Raw genomic sequence first — 17,502 nt, 5'->3', positions numbered from 1 at the left:
GGGGCGGGATCGGGCACGGCCTGTCCCGCCCGTTATGCTCCTCCCCGCAATCGGGGAGGATTTTTTATGCAAGCGCAATAGGGCGTCGCCATGGACCTTCATTACCTCACCGTCATCCTGCTGGGCATTGTCGAGGGGCTGACCGAATTTCTACCGGTGTCCTCGACCGGGCACCTCATCCTGGCGAGCGAGTTGCTGGGCTATGATGCGTCGACCTGGGCGATGTTCAATGTCGTCATCCAGCTGGGCGCGATCCTGGCGGTGGTGGTGCTTTACTGGCGCACCTTCTGGGCGGTGGCGATGGGATTGTTGCGGCGCGAGCCGGTGAGCTGGCGCTTCCTGCGCAATCTGGTCGTCGCCTTCATCCCGGCGGCGATCATCGGCCTGGCGCTCCACGACTATATCGAGATTCTGCTGGGCGCGCCGCAGGTGGTCGCCTGGGCCTTGATTGCGGGCGGCGTCGCCATCCTGCTCATCGAGCGGATGGTGAAGCAGGACCTGTTCCACGGCATTGCCGATATCCCCCTGGCCCGCGTCATCGGCATCGGCTTCATCCAGTGTCTGGCGATGGTGCCCGGCGTCAGCCGCTCCGGCGCGACGATCATGGGTGCGCTGACGCTGGGAGTGGAGCGGCGCACCGCGGCCGAGTTCAGCTTTTTCCTGGCGATCCCGACCATGCTGGGTGCGACCGCGCTCGAGCTTCTCAAGAAAGGGGACCAGATCATCAGCGCAGCGGTCGGCTGGGACAGCATAGCTTTGGGTTTCGTCGTGTCCTTCCTGGTCGCCATCGTCGTCATCAAGGCGTTCGTCGGGCTGGTGTCGAAACATGGGTTCGCACCCTTCGCCTGGTATCGAATCATTGCAGGCGCATCGGCTCTGGTCTGGCTGGCGCTGAGGTAGGTCCGACATGGACCTATATGGCGAAAGAAAATTCTAACGACCCGCAATCTTTGCTTTTTCAAATAAATAAATAGGTCATCTAACCTGACCTAAATGGCAGAATCCGCGTGACTGCGCGGGTTTTTCTGCTATGCGCATGGCCGACACAGACGTTGAGGACACGCTATGGCCGACAATCCGATGCTGAAATTCGTAGGACTGGGCCAGGCCTATCCCGACAAGCGCGCCGCAGGCGACCGCGCCGACGACTTTCTGGAAATCAGCCGCAGCTTCATTGTCGACAAGGCGGAGGAGCAGGCGTCGCGCTGCTCGCAATGCGGTGTTCCCTATTGCTCCACCCATTGCCCGCTGCACAATCATATCCCCGACTGGCTGCGCCTGACGGCCGAAGGGCGGCTGCGCGAAGCCTATGAGCTGTCCAACCTCACCAGCACCATGCCCGAAATCTGCGGACGCATCTGCCCGCAGGACCGATTGTGCGAAGGCAATTGCGTCATCGAATTTTCCGGGCACGGCGCCGTCACCATCGGCAGCGTGGAAAAATTCATCACCGACACCGCCTGGAAGGAAGGCTGGGTCGAACCGCTCGTCCCCGGCAAGGCCACGGGACAGTCGGTCGGCGTCATCGGCGCGGGCCCGGCGGGCCTTACAACCGCCGAATATCTGCGCGTCGCGGGCTATGAGGTGCATGTTTATGACCGGCATGACCGCGCCGGCGGGCTGCTGACCTATGGCATCCCCGGCTTCAAGCTGGAAAAGGATGTTGTCATGCGCCGCGTCCAGCGGCTGAAGGATGGCGGCATCGTCTTCCATGAAGGCTTCGAGGTCGGCCGCGACGCGACCATGGAGCAACTGCGCGAAAAGCATGACGCGATCCTGATCGCGACGGGCGTCTACAAGCCGCGCGATATCAAGGCGCCGGGCGTGGGTGCGGGCGGCGTGGTGAAGGCGCTCGATTTCCTCACCGCCTCCAACCGCGCCGGCTTTGGCGACGCCGTGCCCGAACATGATGACGGTTCCCTGCTGGCGACGGGCAAGAATGTCGTCGTCATCGGCGGCGGTGATACGGCAATGGACTGCGTGCGCACCGCCATCCGCCAGGGGGCGAAGTCGGTGAAGTGCCTCTATCGCCGCGACCGCGACAATATGCCTGGTTCCCAGCGCGAAGTCGCCAATGCCGAGGAGGAAGGCGTCGAGTTCGTGTGGCTGACCGCGCCAATCGCCTTTGAGGGTACGGACCATGTCACCGGCGTCAAGGTGACGAAGATGCGCCTGGGCCAGCCCGATGCGTCGGGCCGCCGCGCGCCCGAACCTGATCCGGGCAGCGAACATACGCTGGAGGCGGACCTGGTCATCAAGGCGCTGGGCTATGACCCCGAAGACCTGCCCAGGCTGTTCGGCGCGGACGACCTGTCGGTCACGCGCTGGGGCACGCTGCGCGTCGACCACAAAACGATGATGACCAGCATGGATGGCGTATTCGCCGCCGGCGACATCGTGCGCGGCGCATCGCTGGTCGTGTGGGCGATCCGCGACGGGCGCGACGTGACCGAGCATATGCACCGCTATCTGAAGGCAAAGGCCAAGGTTGCCTCGGGCGAAAGGGTCGCGGCGTGAGGCATAAGCGCGCCCGCCCCATAATGTCCTTCGTTGTGCTGTGCGCCGCTGCTCTTGGCAGCGTGCCATTGGTGACTGCTCAAACAGCGATGACGGCATCCGCTGAGGACCCGAAGGTTTCGGCGGCTTTGAAGCTGCTCGACCTTACCGGCTACGAACAGCAGTTGGATTTCATGTTTCAGACCTTGAATCCGTTGTTTGCTCAAAGCGTCATCGGCATTCTGCAAGCGGATCCTGCCAGTAAAGCGATGGTGGACAAGCTGATTTCTCAAGGAAAAGGTGGTCAGGCGCGGCTGACTGCCATCTTGAGCGAGGAATTCGCCAAATCGGTGAAGCTGCAATATCCCAGCATGAAGGCAAGTGCCGCGCGGGAATATGCCGCGGTTTTCTCGATGGACGAGTTAGAGGCGATGGCCGATTTTTATCGGTCGCCAGCTGGACTGAAAAGTCTGAAAGTTTTGCCCGACTTGCAGCGAAAGATTGGCGCAGCGGGGGAACAGTTTGGACGGGTCGCCGGCGAAGAGGCCGGGCGCAAGGGCTTTCAAAGAGCAATTGAGGAAATGCTGCCGGAGCAGGGCGGAAAGGCGAAATTGTGATGAATGAACGTGAACGTCTCCGCATCGCCGAAGTCGGCATGTATCACCCTGATCTCGAATCCGACGCCTGTGGCGTAGGCCTGGTCGCGGCGACTGATGGCAAGCCGTCGCGGCGCGTGGTGTCGAGCGCGATCGATGCACTGAAAGCCGTATGGCATCGCGGCGCGGTCGACGCGGACGGCAAGACTGGCGACGGCGCGGGCATCCATGTCGACCTGCCGGTGCGCTTCTTCGACGACGCGATCGCCGATGGCGGGCACAAGCCGCTGCCCAATCGCCTGGCGGTCGGCATGATCTTCCTGCCGCGCACCGACCTCAGCGCCCAGGAAACCTGCCGCACCATCGTCGAAAGCGAGATCATCGAGGCGGGCTACACCATCTATGGCTGGCGTCAGGTGCCGGTCGACGTGTCGGTCATCGGTGAAAAGGCGCAGCGCACGCGCCCGGAAATCGAGCAGATCATGATCGCCGGGCCAATGCCCGAGGAACGCGACGTCGCCGAGTTCGAAAAGGACCTCTACCTCATCCGCCGCCGGATCGAGCGCAAGGTGATCGCGGCGCAGATTCAGGATTTCTACATCTGCTCCCTGTCCTGCCGGTCGATCATCTACAAGGGGCTGTTCCTCGCGGAATCGCTGTCGGTCTTCTACCCCGACCTGCAGGACGAGCGGTTCGAAAGCCGCGTCGCGATCTTCCATCAACGCTATTCGACCAACACCTTCCCGCAATGGTGGCTGGCCCAGCCGTTCCGCACGCTCGCCCATAATGGCGAGATCAACACGATCCGCGGCAACAAGAACTGGATGAAGAGCCACGAGATCAAGATGGCGAGCCTCGCCTTTGGCGAGCAGTCGGAGGATATCAAGCCGGTCATCCCGGCGGGCGCGTCCGACACCGCCGCGCTCGACGCCGTGTTCGAGGCGATCTGCCGCTCAGGCCGCGACGCGCCCACGGCCAAGCTGATGCTGGTTCCCGAAGCCTGGCAGGGCGACAATGCCGAACTGCCCAAGGCGCATGCCGACATGTATGAATATCTCGCCTCCGTAATGGAGCCGTGGGATGGCCCGGCCGCGCTCGCGATGACCGACGGGCGCTGGGTCGTGGCCGGCGTCGATCGCAACGCGCTGCGGCCGCTGCGCTACACGCTGACCGGCGACAATCTGCTGATCGTGGGATCGGAAACCGGCATGGTCGTGGTTCCCGAAACCACCATCGTGCGCAAGGGCCGCATGGGTCCGGGCCAGATGATCGCGGTCGACTTGCAGGAAGGCGAAATATACGACGATCGCGCGATCAAGGACCAGATTGCGGGCGAGCGGCCCTATGGCGAGCTGATCAAGGACTTTCTGACCGTCGATGATCTGGGCGACGCGCCCAGCGCGCTGCCGGCCTGGGACAAGGCGGAGCTGACCCGCCGGCAGGTCGCGGCCAACCTGACGCTGGAGGATATGGAGCTGATCCTCAGCCCGATGGTCGAGGATGCGAAGGAAGCGATCGGATCGATGGGCGATGATACGCCGCTGGCGGTCATTTCCGACAAGCCCCGCACGATCAGCCATTTCTTCCGCCAGAATTTCAGCCAGGTCACCAATCCGCCGATCGACCCGTTGCGCGAACGGCATGTGATGAGCCTCAAGACGCGCTTTTCCAACCTGCACAACATATTGGAGGAAGGCGCGCAGAACAGCCATGTGCTGGTGCTGGAATCGCCGGTCGTCACCAGCGCGGAATGGGCGCGGCTGAAAGCCAATTTCGGCGCGGCGGTCGCGGAAATCGACTGCACCTTCCCGGCCGAAGGCGGGCAGGAACAGCTGCGCGCCGCGATCGCCCGCATCCGGCAGGAGGCCGAGCAGGCGGTGCGCGAAGGGCGGACCGAGATTTTCCTGACCGACGAGCATGTCAGCGAAACCCGCATCGCCATCCAGGGCATATTGGCGGCCGCCGCCGTCCACACCCATCTGGTGCGCAAGGGGCTGCGCAGCTACGCGTCGATCAACGTGCGCTGCGCCGAAGCGATCGACACCCATTATTATGCGGTGCTGATCGGGGTGGGCGCGACCACGGTGAACGCCTATCTGGCCGAAGCGAGCATCGCCGATCGCCATGCGCGCGGCCTGTTCGGCGACCTGAGCTTCGACCAGTGCGTCGAACGCTATCGCACCGCGATCAACGAAGGTCTGCTCAAGATCATGTCCAAGATGGGCATTGCGGTCATCAGCTCCTATCGCGGCGGCTATAATTTCGAAGCGGTCGGCCTATCGCGCGCGCTGGTCAATGACCTGTTCCCCGGCATGCCGGCCAAGATTTCGGGCGAAGGCTATCAGTCGCTGCACTATAGCGCGATGCTGCGGCATCAGGCGGCCTATGACGCGGCGGTCGTGCGCCTGCCGGTCGGCGGCTTCTACCGCCAGCGTAATGGCGGCGAAAGCCATGCCTATTCCGCGCAGCTGATGCACCTGCTGCAAACCGCGGTCGGGACCGACAGCTATTCGACCTATCTGCAATTTTCGCGCGGCGTGCGTGACTTGCCGCCGGTCTATCTGCGCGACCTGATGGAATTCAACTTCGCGCGCGAAGCCGTGCCGATCGACGAGGTGGAAGCGACTACCGAAATCCGCAAGCGCTTCGTGACGCCGGGCATGAGCCTGGGCGCCTTGTCACCCGAAGCGCATGAGACGCTGGCGATCGCGATGAACCGCATCGGCGCCAAGGCGGTGTCGGGCGAGGGCGGCGAGGACGCCAATCGCTTCACCCCTTACGAAAATGGCGACAACGCCAATAGCGTCATCAAGCAGATCGCGTCGGGCCGCTTTGGCGTCCATGCCGAATATCTGGGCAGCGCCGAAGAGATCGAGATCAAGGTGGCGCAGGGGGCAAAGCCCGGCGAAGGCGGCCAGCTGCCCGGTTTCAAGGTGACGGAATTCATCGCGAAGCTGCGCCATTCGACGCCCGGCGTGACGCTGATTTCGCCGCCGCCGCATCATGACATTTATTCGATCGAGGATCTGGCGCAGCTCATCTACGACTGCAAAATGATCAACCCGCGCGCGCGGGTCTGCGTCAAGCTGGTGAGCCAGGCGGGCATCGGCACGGTGGCGGCGGGCGTGGCGAAGGCGCATGCCGACGTCATCTTGGTCGCGGGCCATGTCGGCGGCACCGGTGCTTCGCCCCAGACCAGCATCAAATATGCCGGCACGCCTTGGGAAATGGGCCTGTCGGAGGCCAATCAGGTGCTGACCCTCAACGGCCTGAGGCATCGGGTGAAGCTGCGCACCGATGGCGGGCTCAAGACCGGGCGCGACATCGTCATCGCCGCGATCCTGGGCGCGGAGGAGTTCGGCATCGGCACGCTCAGCCTCGTCGCCATGGGTTGCATCATGGTCCGGCAGTGCCACAGCAACACCTGCCCGGTGGGCGTGTGCGTGCAGGATGAAAAGCTGCGCCAGAAATTCACCGGCACGCCGGAAAAGGTCATCAACCTCATGACCTTCATCGCCGAGGAAGTGCGTGAAATCCTCGCGCGGCTGGGCTTCCGCAGCCTGGACGAGGTGATCGGGCGCACCGAATTGCTCAAGCAGGTCAATCGCGGCGCAGAGCATCTCGACGATCTCGATCTCAACCCGATCCTGGCCAAGGTCGATGCGCCCGACGAGCAGCGCCGCTTCTCGCTCGACGCATGGCGCAACGAAGTGCCCGACAGCCTTGATGCGCAGATGATGAGGGATGCGCGCGCCGTGTTCGAACGCGGCGAAAAGATGCAGCTGACCTACACGGTGCGCAACACGCATCGCGCGGTCGGCACCCGCCTGTCTGCCCGCATCACCGAGAAGTTCGGCATGTCGGCGTTGGCCGACGGGCATCTGACCGTCCGGCTGCGCGGCAGCGCCGGCCAGTCGCTGGGCGCCTTCCTGTGCAAGGGCATTACGCTCGAAGTCTTCGGCGACGCCAACGACTATGTCGGCAAGGGGCTGTCGGGCGGCATCATCAAGGTGCGCACGACCGTATCCTCGCCGCTATCGTCCAAGGACAACACCATCATCGGCAATACCGTCCTCTACGGCGCGACCAGCGGCAAGCTGTTCGCGGCGGGGCAGGCGGGCGAGCGTTTTGCCGTCCGCAATTCGGGCGCACAGGTCGTGGTCGAGGGCTGTGGCGCCAATGGCTGCGAATATATGACCGGCGGCACGGCCGTGATCCTGGGGGAAACCGGCGCCAATTTCGGGGCCGGCATGACGGGCGGCATGGCGTTCATCCTGGACGAGGACGGCCGCTTCCCCTCGCGCGCCAATCCCGAAAGCATCATCTGGCAGCGGCTGGAAAGCGCCCATTGGGAAGCGCAGTTGAAGGCGCTGATCGCCGAACATGCGGTGGCGACGGACAGCCGCTGGTCCAACACCATATTGGATGATTGGGATCGCTGGCGGCGCTATTTCTGGCAGGTCTGCCCCAAGGAAATGGTGAACCGCCTCACGCATCCGCTGAGCGACGCACCGGCGCAAACGGTGGCGGCCGAATAATCTGCTGACCGCTTGGCGGCAGGGGATCAATAGGCGCTGGCAGTCTGGGTCCTGACGGGCTGGACCACGGCGGATCGCGGCGAAGCGGCCGGTATTGGCGCTTCGCCCATCGCGACGCGCTGCGCTACTGGCGGTGCGGCGCGTTCGGCGGCTGACGGACTATCGGCGAAGCGCACGACATTGGGCGGCAACTGATGGATGGCCGGGATCGGGGCCGTATTCATCGCAGTTCCGTCGTCCGTGCTGTCTTGCGCGTGCATGGCATAGTTCGGCGCGTCATACTCCTGCGCCATATAATCCCGCACGACCGGGTCGCTGCTGCCGCCGTCGATCATGGCATAGCTGTCATAGCCCGCCATGTCGGCGGCATAGCGGCGATCCGCCAGCGTCGGGCCACAGCCAGTGCAGTGGATGACCTGGGGGCCAGGATCGGGCATCGCGGCCGGGGCGGCGGCGAAATCGGAGCTGATCGGCTCTTCGTACGGCTGGTCCAGCGGTGATCTCTGGGGGCTGATGGCGTAGCTTCCCAGCGTCAGGCCCATGGCCGCAGCAGCGGCCACCGTGCCGCCAGACAGCATCCATAATCGCATGTCGTCCGCTCCCTTCCGCCCTGCTGGCGGATCCATCCTCGTTTCCCACGACAAAGCTAACGCAGACGCACATCACTTGTTGCATGGCCCAAAAGCCTTTGCTAAGGGCCGCCTCCTACCAAGGCACCGGCCCCGCCGGTTTCCCTGTTGATGTGCGGTCGTGGCGGAATTGGTAGACGCGCAACGTTGAGGTCGTTGTGGCCGAAAGGCCGTGGAAGTTCGAGTCTTCTCGACCGCACCATCATTTCTTTCAGCATTGTTATGCCAGACAGGCGACGGCGCGCGACCTGCGGCCGCGTCGCTATTCCAGCGCCCGGATTGCGCGTTCGTCGCAGCGGCGGGGAACGGATGGCACCGGGCTGATGGTCGGGATGGGCCGGGCCTGGCCGATGCGCAGCGGCGCAAAGCGGTCAACCGGGATGCCCGCGCAGCCCAGCGCCAGTTGCAGCATCCGGGGCGGCGTGTTCCACCCTTCATAGGACAGGCGGAACGTGCCCCAGTGAATCGGGATGGCGGTTGATGCGCCCAGCCGTTTGAATACCTCCGCCGCCTGGAGCGGGCCGATATGCGCGTCGGACTGCATCTGCCCCTTCCAGAAACGGAAGGCGCCGATCGGGATGAGCGCCAGTCGGATCGGGCCATAGCGACGCGCCTCGATGGGCCAGCCCATGTCGCCCGCACCCGTGTCGCCGGCAAAGAAGATGTTGCCGGCTCGCGTTTCGATCACGAAGCTCGACCACAGCGCACGGTTGCGATCGCTGCCCCAGCGGCTGCCCCAATGATGGTTGCGCGTCACATGGACGCGATAGTCGGGGCAATGTTCGTAATTGCCGCACTGGATCACCGCCTGGGGCGCAAGACCATTGAGCGCCGCGCCGCTGATCGACTGGCCCCAATCGAGCGCGGTCGCCGGGATGCCCTGATGCTTCAGGATCGTATCGTTGCCCAGGCTGGTGACGATCCTGGGTCGGTCGCGCGCCCAGAGCCGTTTGAGTGTCGGCAGATCCATATGATCATAATGATTGTGGCTGATCAGGACGAGATCGATCTTGGGCAGGTCGTCGAAGCGGATGCCCGGCTGCGCCACACGCCTGGGGCCAAGCGGCGGAAAGGGGCTGGCATAGTCGGACCAAATGGGGTCGGTCAGGATGTTGAGGCCCGCCGCCTGCACCAGCACCGTCGCATGCCCGACCCAGGTCGCGGTCATGCCGCGCGGGGCGGCGAAGGGCGCTGGGCGGGAGGGCTTGACCGCCACCGCTTCCGGCCAGGCCGGGCGATCATCGTCGCCCAGCAGTGTGCGGGTGATGAAGGTCGATCGACTGACGCCCGGCGGGGCAGGGGTGTCTATCTCTCCGTCGGGATTGAAGAAATGCGCGCCGTCATAATGGCGGCTGACCGGTCCGTCATAATAGATGCGGTCCAGAAAGGGCGGCAGGATCGTGATCGCCAGGCACAGCGCGATAACGAGGAACAGCAGCGCGATGCCCGCGCCCCGGACGATGGTGACAAGCCGACCCATATATGCTCCCGCGCTGGTGACGGCCCCGTGCATAGCGCAGCGGTCGAAGCGGGCAAGGGTTGGAATCCCGTCGCGTGTCGCTACATATTTTGCGATCTGTTCTCAATTGGGAGTCCCGCCGCATGGCCGACACGCGCACAGAAACCGACAGCATCGGGGCGATCGAAGTCCCCGCGACCGCCTATTGGAGCGCGCAGACCCAGCGCAGCATCGAAAATTTCCCCTTTGGCGCGACCGAGCGCATGCCGATCGGCATCGTCCACGCGCAGGCGATCGTGAAGCAGGCGGCGGCGCGGGTGAATGCGAAACATGGCCTCGACCGGCAGATCGTCCAAGGCATCGAGGACGCCGCGCAGGCCATCATATCGGGCGCGCTCGACGATCAGTTCCCGCTCGTCATCTGGCAGACGGGCAGCGGCACCCAGACCAATATGAACGTCAATGAAGTGATCGCGGGCTATGCCAATGAAAAGCTGGCCGGCACGCGCGGGGGCAAGAGCCCGGTGCACCCCAATGATCACGTCAATATGAGCCAGTCGTCCAACGACAGTTTCCCGACCGCGCTGCACGTCGCCACCGTGCTGGCGACGCGCGACCGGCTGATTCCGGCGCTGGAAAAGCTGACCGCGGCGCTCACGGCCAAGGCCAGGGCGTGGAGCCACATCGTCAAGATCGGCCGCACCCATACGCAGGATGCGACGCCGCTGACGCTGGGGCAGGAATTTTCCGGCTATGCCGCGCAGCTGATCAGCAGCAAGGCGCGGATCGAAGGCGCGCTCAATGGCAATATCCGCAAGCTGGCAATTGGCGGTACGGCGGTCGGCACCGGTCTCAATGCGCCCGAAGGCTGGGCGGATGACATGGTCGCGGCGATCAGCGACATTGCCGGAACGCCGTTTGAAGCGGGCCCCAATAAGTTCGAACAGCTTGCCGCCAAGGACGGGCTTGTCTTCTATTCCGGCGCGCTCAACACGCTGGCGGTGGCGCTGACGAAGATCGCGAACGACATCCGCTTCCTGGGATCAGGACCGCGATCGGGCCTGGGCGAGCTGGATCTGCCGGCCAATGAACCGGGCAGTTCGATCATGCCGGGCAAGGTCAATCCGACCCAGTGCGAATCACTGACCATGGTGGCGGCACAGGTGATCGGCAATCATCAGGCGGTGACGGTCGGCGGCATGCAGGGGCATTTCGAACTCAATGTGTTCATGCCCCTGATCGGCGCCAATGTGCTGCGCTCCATTCATTTGCTGAGCGTCGGCATGGAAAGCTTCGCCGAACGCTGTGTCGATGGGCTGAAGGCGAATGAAGAACGGATCGCCGATCTGGTCGACCGGTCGCTGATGCTGGTGACGGCGCTCGCGCCCGAAATCGGCTATGACAATGCCGCCGCCATTGCCAAACATGCGCATAAGAGCGGGCAGACGCTGCGCGAGGCGGGGCTGGAATTGGGGCTGGTGGATGGCCCGACCTTCGACCGACTGGTGCGGCCGGAAAATATGGTCTGATGCTGGCGGAACCAGTCGGCGCGCGATACATTGATCGTTCATGAAGAGGAAATCCGCGCCCCCCGCTCTTGTCCCCCCCAAATCGCACAAGAAGCGGGGGATATTGCGCAAGGCCGCCCGCGTCGGCGCCACGCTGGTCGCGGCGCGCGTCGCGGCGGACACGGGCAAGAAGGGCGTGATCGGCCTGCTCGCGGGCGCAGGGGCAAAGCGGTTGATCTTGCGCTATCCCGCCGGCGCGATGTTCGTGACGGGCGCCTATATGGCCGGCAAGCTGTTCGAGGCGAAGCGCGCGGCCGACGCGAAGAAGGTGCAGAAACTGCTGCCCGACCGCACCGGCGAGGCCATCCCGATCGAAAGCGCGCGCAAGACGAGCCAGCGCTGACCCCGTCTACAGCGCGGCCTGCCAGTCGCGAATGGCCTCGACCGGCCAGGTCAGCATCAGGATGTTGAGCGTCAGATTGTCGCGAATGACGACAAGTGCCAATAGTTCCAGCCCGATCGCCAGCGCCACCGTCAGCCACAGTGGCGCGCGCGCCGCGAAGACAAAGCCCAGCGCCATCATCGCAATATCGCTCATCGAATTGACGATGGAATCGCCCGAATAGCCAAGCGCGATCGTCGCGGTGCGATAACGGTCGATGATGACGGGCGAATTTTCCAATATCTCCCACGCCGCCTCAATTCCCACCGCAAGGGCAAGCCGCATGCCGAGGGGTTGCCGCCGCAGCAACCAGCGCGTCAGTGCATAGAATAGGAAGCCATGGATGACGTGGCTGAGGCTGTACCAGTCGGCGATATGCTGGCTGTTCCCGCTGTCGAGCGCGCCATGCCACAATTCCAACCGGCCGCAGGTGCAAAGCAGCGGCCGGTCCATCAGGACCAACAGCCCGAACGCCATGGCCGCTATCAGGACTGCCAGCAGGAAACCGCGCCTGTTCCGCCGCTTATGCGATGCCGCCAATCCGCCGATCCCCCGCCTCTTGCAAAAATGCGTCTTTCCGGCCACTAGCGGCCATGGCCGACACCATCCCAGCAGATATTCCCGATTTCAAGCGCCGCGGCGTGCTGTTCGTCCTGTCGTCGCCCTCTGGCGCGGGCAAATCGACGATCGCGCGCAAATTGCTGGCGGCCGAGCCGGATCTGTCCATGTCGGTGTCGGCGACGACCCGCCCGATGCGGCCGGGCGAAGTCGACGGCAAGGATTATCATTTCGTCGACCTGGAAGATTTCCGGCGCATGGCGAATGACCATGAGTTTCTGGAATGGGCGCATGTCTTCGGCCAGCGCTACGGCACGCCACGCGCACCGGTGGAAGCGATGCTGAAATCGGGCAAGGACGTCTTGTTCGACATCGACTGGCAGGGCGCGCAGCAATTGCACCAGATTGCCGGGGGCGATGTCGTGCGCATCTTCATCCTGCCGCCGTCGATGGAGGAACTGGAACGCCGACTGCGCGGACGCGCCACCGACAGCAATGACGTGATCGAAGGCCGCATGGCGCGCGCCGCGGGCGAGATCGCGCATTGGGACGGCTATGACTATGTGCTGTGCAATGTCGATGCGGAGGATTGTTTCCGCCGCGTCCAGACCATCCTGCATGCCGAACGGATGAAGCGCAGCCGCCAGACCGGCCTGATCGGCTTCATCCGCAAGCTCAGCCGCTATCATCAGGACGACTGAGCGGGCGTTTACGCCCTATTAGCCTTCGAATCCCGCCGGGTCGGCCCAGTCCGGGTGCGTCCACGCCATCGCCTTGAACAACGTGCCCATCGCGTCCTCATGGGTCAGGCGATGCGCTGCATCCTGCACCTCCTGCGCGCGGGCGGGCGTATGGGCGGCGAGTTGCTCGGCGCGGGCGTCTATGCCCAGCCGCCGCAGGAAGCTGCCCTGGCCCACCGGGCCATGCACGCGCAACCCCGCCTGCCGGGCCATATTGCCGAGCATGGTGAAATCGACATGGGTGGTGAGGTCCACCTCGCCCGGATCGACGAAGGGATCGGCGAATTGATGCGCCCGTACCGCCTGAAGCGTGTCGCCAAGCGCCGGCCCTTCATAGCCATAATCGATGATGATCGCCACGCCGCCCTGTCGCGCGATCCGCTGCGCCAGCGCATAGGCGATTTCCGCGCCGGCGATCGGCGATTCCAGGATCGCGCCATCGGGCGCATCCGTCGCGATCGGCGGCAGGCCCGATTCGATACGGCGATAGCCCGCGACCGCGATGAAACGCCCGGGTTCTTCCCGTGGCAGCAGTACGCGCTCCCGCCATTCATCGCCCACACGGATACATTGGCGCACGGGCAGCGCGTCGAAAAATTCATTGGCGACGACCAGCAGCGGACCTTGTTCGGGCAGGCTCGCGATCGTGTCATGGTGGGTGGCTGTCGGTAGCAGCGCCTGTTGGCGGCCGCGCAGTGCCGGGCTGGTTTCGACCAGATGGACCGGCGGCGTCAGGCTGGCGCGCAGCATGGCGCGCAGCGCATCGGACGCCAGCGTCCCGCGTCCGGGGCCTAATTCCACATAAGCGGCCTGGGCGCTGCGGCCCGACCGCATCCAGATGTCGGCCAGCGCCAGCCCGACCAGCTCCCCGAACATCTGGCTGATTTCCGGCGCGGTGGTGAAATCGCCGTCCGCGCCCAGGGGATCGCGGGTGGCATAATAATGCTGGTTGGCCTCGGCGATATAATGGGCGACCGAAATCGGCCCGCCAGAGGCGATCTGCCGCGCCAGCCTGTCGGCCAGCGGCAGCGGATCAGGCGACACTGGCGCTTCCCGCCACAGGCTCGACGCGCAGGCGACGGCCCTTGGCGGTCAGGATGAAATAGAGGCCGGCCAAAATCATCGGAATGCACAGCCACTGGCCCATATGCAGGCCCGTGCGCGCGGCGAACTCCATCAACTGCGCATCGGCTTCGCGGAAATATTCGACGGCGAAGCGGAAACAGCCATAGCCCAGCAGGAAGATGCCGACCAGCATGCCGGGCTTGTAGCGCGCCTTGGTCTTCCAGAAGGCGAAGGCCAGGATCAGGAACAGGACGATGCCCTCCAGCCCTGCTTCATACAGCTGGCTGGGATGGCGCGGCACGTCGCCGCCGGTGGGAAAGACGATCGCCCAGGGCACGTCGGTCGCCTTGCCCCATAATTCGCCATTCACGAAATTGGCGAGCCGGCCGAAGAAGAGGCCGAAGGGCACGACGCAGGCGACATAATCGTGGATGCGCAGCCAGCTGAGCTTTTCCTTGTGCGCCATATAGAGGATGCCGAGCGACACGCCGACCGCGCCGCCATGGAAGGACATGCCGCCATTCCACAGTTTGAAGATGTCCAGCGGATTGGCCAGGATTTCGGGCTGGTAGAAGATCACATAGGCCAGCCGGCCGCCGATGATGATGCCCAGCGTCGCGTAGAAGATCATGTCGTCGGCATGGCGGCGCGCCATGGGCGATCCGGCCTGCGCCACAAGCCTCAGCAGATACCAATAGCCGATCAGGATGCCGGCGAGATAGGCCAGGCTGTACCATTTCAGCTGAAAGAAGCCGAGGTCGAGCGCGACCGGATCAAGCCCCAGATCGTTGAAGTGGATGGCACTCGAAGCGGCCGCGGCAAGGTCCAGGATCAAATCGGCTTCCCTCAAAATGGACAGGCCTGCCCCCATAGAGCAAGGGCCGCGCCAGACCAAGAGGCTGCTGGAAAGGGCGGGCGCTTTGTCCGCCCCCTTCAGTCTTATGTTATCGAGGCAGGCCGAGCGCGCGGACGATGTCGTCCCAGGCGACGAGCTTGAAATTCTGCGCGGCGGCCGCGTTATGGCCGTCCTGCGCGACGAACAGGCCGCCCGGATAGGCTGGTCCGAAATCGCCCAGCATCAATTCGATGCCGTCGGTTTCCTCCGACCCGCCGATGGCGCCATCGACCACGCGAAAGCGGCCGACATAGGCGTCGTCGCGCAGGCGATAGAGGACATAGGCATTGTCGCCCTGGCTGGAAACGAGGACATAACCGTCCTTTTCGCCGATCGGGGCGATGGCCACGCCTTCGGCATCCATGACGAGATTCTTGCCGTCCGCCGCCGCGATTTTGGTCGGTATGGTCGCCCCATCGGCGCGCGCGTCGAAACGCCACAGGCCGACATCTTCCTCCGCGACATAGAGAATGTGCGTGCGATCATCGACCGCGCAGCCCTCGGCCTGGCTGCTCAATTTCAGGGTGCGCACAATGCGCCCAGCGGGCGTCGCGCCCGATGTGTCGAGCGCGATCTGGTGGATGGTCCCGTCCTTGAGCACGATATAGGCAGACAGGCCGCTTTCATCCCGGCCAAGGCACAGGCCATAGGCTTCGCCCGTGCCGCCATCGACCTTGCCGATGGCGGTCAGCTTCGCGGTCGCGGTATCGAGCCGGAACAGCGCCACCTTCGCATGGGCGACGTCACTGCGGTCTGACGCGGCGACCAGAACGCCCGGCGTGCCGTTGATGACGACGCCATCCTTCAGGTCGACATTGTTGACGTGCCCAGCGTCCAGAAAGTCGCGTGTCCCGCCGTCAAGGCCATAGACATAAAGGCCCGCCTTCTTGTCGGTGCCCACGATCAGGCTTTGCGCAGGGTCCGCGGCATTGCGCCAGATGGCCGGATCATCGGCGGCGTCGGCATTGGCGGTGCCAACCGGCGTGGTTTCGCCGCGCGCCGTCACCGATACGGCTGGCGTTGCATTGGCGATGCGGACCGAGACCGGCGCTTCCTGTTCTGTTGCCGCGCAGGCTGATAGCGCGAGCAGGCCGGTCAGGGGAAGGACCACATGTTTCATGGATGTGCTCCTTATTTGCCGCGCGCGACGCATGGGCCGCCGTCTGGGCCGATAGCGCCGGTGCAGGTGCGTATGGCGATGGTCGGCTCGGTCGTGTCGGTGAGATGATTGCCGTCGGCGCGCTTTTCCATATCGAAGCCGTCATAGAGCTTACCCGACGCGGTGAAGGTGCGGAAGGTGAGCCGGTCGCCGTCGACATCCACGACCTGATAAAGTTCGGTCGCCTCTGCGACCTTGTCGGGCTGGGTGCGGGCGCGGTCATTCAAGCCGTACATTTTCGACCCGGTGACAGAGACGACATAGACTGGCCCCTGGACCGCGCCATCCGCGCGCGCCGTGGCCGAGGCTTCGCGTCCCGCCTCCGACGTCAGGCGGCTGTAGCAATGGTCATGGCCTTGCAGCACCAGATCGACCCTGCGCGCGTCGAATATCGGCTTCCAGGCGGCCTTGATCTCAGCCGTGTCATCGGGGCGGGCGCAGGTGAAGACGGGCTGGTGGAACAGCACGACATTCCATGTCGCCTTGCTCGACGCCAGCGTAGCGTCCAGCCACCGGGTCTGCGCCGCCATGGTGCCCAGGTCCATGGCCGATGTGCCGTCCATGATAATGAAGCGCACGCCCTGATAATCGACGAAATAGGTTGTCTGGACGCCGGGCGCGCCATTGTCCGGCAGCGCGAACTGCAAGGGGAAATAGGGACCGAGCGCGCGGCTTTCCCGCCCGTCGGGCAACGTCACGTCGACATATTCATGATTGCCGGTCGCGGGCAGTTGCGGAACGATGGACCAGTTATAGCCGCCCGCCTGATTGAATTCGCCCCATTCGTCGTCATGGTCCAGATCGTCGCGCTGAGCGGCAAGGTCGCCGGCATGCAGGACGAGGTCAATGCCGCCATTGGCATGAAAGGCCTGACGGATGACCCGGCTGGCATAGGTCAGGATGCCGTTCTGAATGTCACCCAGATAGAGGAAGCGAAAGGGCTTTGCCTGCGTGGCGGCGGTGCGGAATTGCAGCCATTCGCTCCAGCCCGCGCTGCCTTTCAGCCGATAGGCGTAGACGGTGTCGGGCGTCAGGTCGGTGAAACGGATCTGGTGATAGAGCGCCGGGCCATTGGCGCTGTCCTTGCGCGTGCCGGGCTGGCCGCTGACCGTGCGGGCCTGCCGTTCGAGCGTGGGGCCATCGACCGCGACCGCGATCTGTGCCTCGCTCGCTGCCTGGGCGATGTCGGTGCGGAAGCTGACCGCCACACCGCGGGACGGGTCCGCCGCGGGCGTCAGCATGATCCGATCGGGCAGGCTGCGCGCGGCATAAGGGGTGCCGGCAGACCGGGGCACCGGGGGCTGAGGCGCGGATTGCGCCACTGCCGGCAGCGCCGACGCGAGCAGCAGCGCCGCGAAAGAAAGACGGATCATGCGCGTCCCTTCATGGAAACAGGACTGCCGGCCGCACGGGGCGG

Annotated in this window: 14 protein-coding genes and 1 tRNA gene; 8 read left to right on the top strand and 7 right to left on the bottom strand. The window is 64.3% G+C overall.

Going from position 1 to position 17,502, the window contains the following annotated elements; genetic code table 11:
- Nucleotides 1–90 precede the first annotated feature (90 nt).
- The 4 genes from RLDS_RS42035 (at nt 91) to gltB (ending at nt 7,630) form a co-directional block, all read left to right on the top strand.
- Complete coding sequence (locus RLDS_RS42035) at nt 91–900, top strand: undecaprenyl-diphosphate phosphatase (RefSeq protein ID WP_021226423.1); 810 nt, start codon at nt 91–93, stop codon at nt 898–900.
- 165 nt (nt 901–1,065) lie between these two features.
- Nucleotides 1,066–2,517 (top strand): NAD(P)-dependent oxidoreductase, encoded by a 1,452-nt coding sequence (locus RLDS_RS42030; protein ID WP_021226422.1) that lies wholly within the window; start codon nt 1,066–1,068, stop codon nt 2,515–2,517.
- 23 nt (nt 2,518–2,540) lie between these two features.
- Nucleotides 2,541–3,113 (top strand): DUF2059 domain-containing protein, encoded by a 573-nt coding sequence (locus RLDS_RS42025; protein WP_021226421.1) that lies wholly within the window; start codon nt 2,541–2,543, stop codon nt 3,111–3,113.
- Nucleotides 3,113–7,630 (top strand): glutamate synthase large subunit, encoded by a 4,518-nt coding sequence (gltB, locus tag RLDS_RS42020; protein ID WP_021226420.1) that lies wholly within the window; start codon nt 3,113–3,115, stop codon nt 7,628–7,630. Before RLDS_RS42025 ends, gltB begins: the two co-directional genes overlap by 1 nt.
- A 26-nt stretch (nt 7,631–7,656) precedes the next feature.
- Here the strand turns inward: gltB and RLDS_RS56520 are convergent, their stop codons facing one another.
- Nucleotides 7,657–8,220: a hypothetical protein gene (locus tag RLDS_RS56520; protein ID WP_021226419.1), complete on the bottom strand. Its 564-nt coding sequence runs from the start codon at nt 8,218–8,220 to the stop codon at nt 7,657–7,659.
- A 154-nt stretch (nt 8,221–8,374) separates the two neighbouring features.
- Between RLDS_RS56520 and RLDS_RS42010 the strand changes: the two genes are divergently transcribed.
- Nucleotides 8,375–8,461: transfer RNA gene (locus RLDS_RS42010), tRNA-Leu, on the top strand.
- Nucleotides 8,462–8,521: 60 nt separating this feature from the next.
- On the opposite strand, the gene RLDS_RS42005 is transcribed toward RLDS_RS42010, so the two are convergent.
- On the bottom strand, nt 8,522–9,739 hold the full coding sequence (locus RLDS_RS42005; RefSeq protein ID WP_021226418.1) for an MBL fold metallo-hydrolase: 1,218 nt from the start codon (nt 9,737–9,739) through the stop codon (nt 8,522–8,524).
- Between the two features lie 122 nt (nt 9,740–9,861).
- Between RLDS_RS42005 and fumC the strand changes: the two genes are divergently transcribed.
- A complete protein-coding gene (gene fumC / locus RLDS_RS42000) occupies nt 9,862–11,247 on the top strand; it encodes a class II fumarate hydratase (protein ID WP_021226417.1) in 1,386 nt (461 codons plus the stop codon).
- Between the two features lie 40 nt (nt 11,248–11,287).
- Nucleotides 11,288–11,629 carry a hypothetical protein gene (locus tag RLDS_RS41995; protein ID WP_031298296.1) on the top strand — a complete coding sequence of 114 codons (342 nt, stop codon included), beginning with the start codon at nt 11,288–11,290 and terminating at the stop codon, nt 11,627–11,629.
- A gap of 6 nt (nt 11,630–11,635) precedes the next feature.
- On the opposite strand, the gene RLDS_RS41990 is transcribed toward RLDS_RS41995, so the two are convergent.
- A complete protein-coding gene (locus RLDS_RS41990; protein ID WP_021226415.1) occupies nt 11,636–12,208 on the bottom strand; it encodes a DUF2585 domain-containing protein in 573 nt (190 codons plus the stop codon).
- Between the two features lie 53 nt (nt 12,209–12,261).
- Between RLDS_RS41990 and gmk the strand changes: the two genes are divergently transcribed.
- Nucleotides 12,262–12,927 (top strand): guanylate kinase, encoded by a 666-nt coding sequence (gmk, locus tag RLDS_RS41985; protein WP_009820539.1) that lies wholly within the window; start codon nt 12,262–12,264, stop codon nt 12,925–12,927.
- An 18-nt stretch (nt 12,928–12,945) separates the two neighbouring features.
- Here gmk and RLDS_RS41980 read toward each other — a convergent pair whose 3' ends face one another.
- From RLDS_RS41980 to RLDS_RS41965, 4 genes are all read right to left on the bottom strand, one after another.
- Nucleotides 12,946–14,010 carry a class I SAM-dependent methyltransferase gene (locus tag RLDS_RS41980; protein WP_021226414.1) on the bottom strand — a complete coding sequence of 355 codons (1,065 nt, stop codon included), beginning with the start codon at nt 14,008–14,010 and terminating at the stop codon, nt 12,946–12,948.
- Nucleotides 14,000–14,902: a prolipoprotein diacylglyceryl transferase gene (lgt, locus tag RLDS_RS41975; RefSeq protein ID WP_021226413.1), complete on the bottom strand. Its 903-nt coding sequence runs from the start codon at nt 14,900–14,902 to the stop codon at nt 14,000–14,002. Before lgt ends, RLDS_RS41980 begins: the two co-directional genes overlap by 11 nt.
- A 73-nt stretch (nt 14,903–14,975) precedes the next feature.
- On the bottom strand, nt 14,976–16,046 hold the full coding sequence (locus RLDS_RS41970) for a phytase (RefSeq protein WP_021226412.1): 1,071 nt from the start codon (nt 16,044–16,046) through the stop codon (nt 14,976–14,978).
- Between the two features lie 11 nt (nt 16,047–16,057).
- On the bottom strand, nt 16,058–17,458 hold the full coding sequence (locus RLDS_RS41965) for a purple acid phosphatase family protein (protein ID WP_021226411.1): 1,401 nt from the start codon (nt 17,456–17,458) through the stop codon (nt 16,058–16,060).
- Nucleotides 17,459–17,502 lie beyond the last annotated feature (44 nt).

The organism is Sphingobium lactosutens DS20, assembly GCF_000445105.1.
GTDB classification, from domain to species: Bacteria; Pseudomonadota; Alphaproteobacteria; order Sphingomonadales; family Sphingomonadaceae; genus Sphingobium; species Sphingobium lactosutens.
This window is presented reverse-complemented; position numbering and strand designations above follow the sequence as displayed.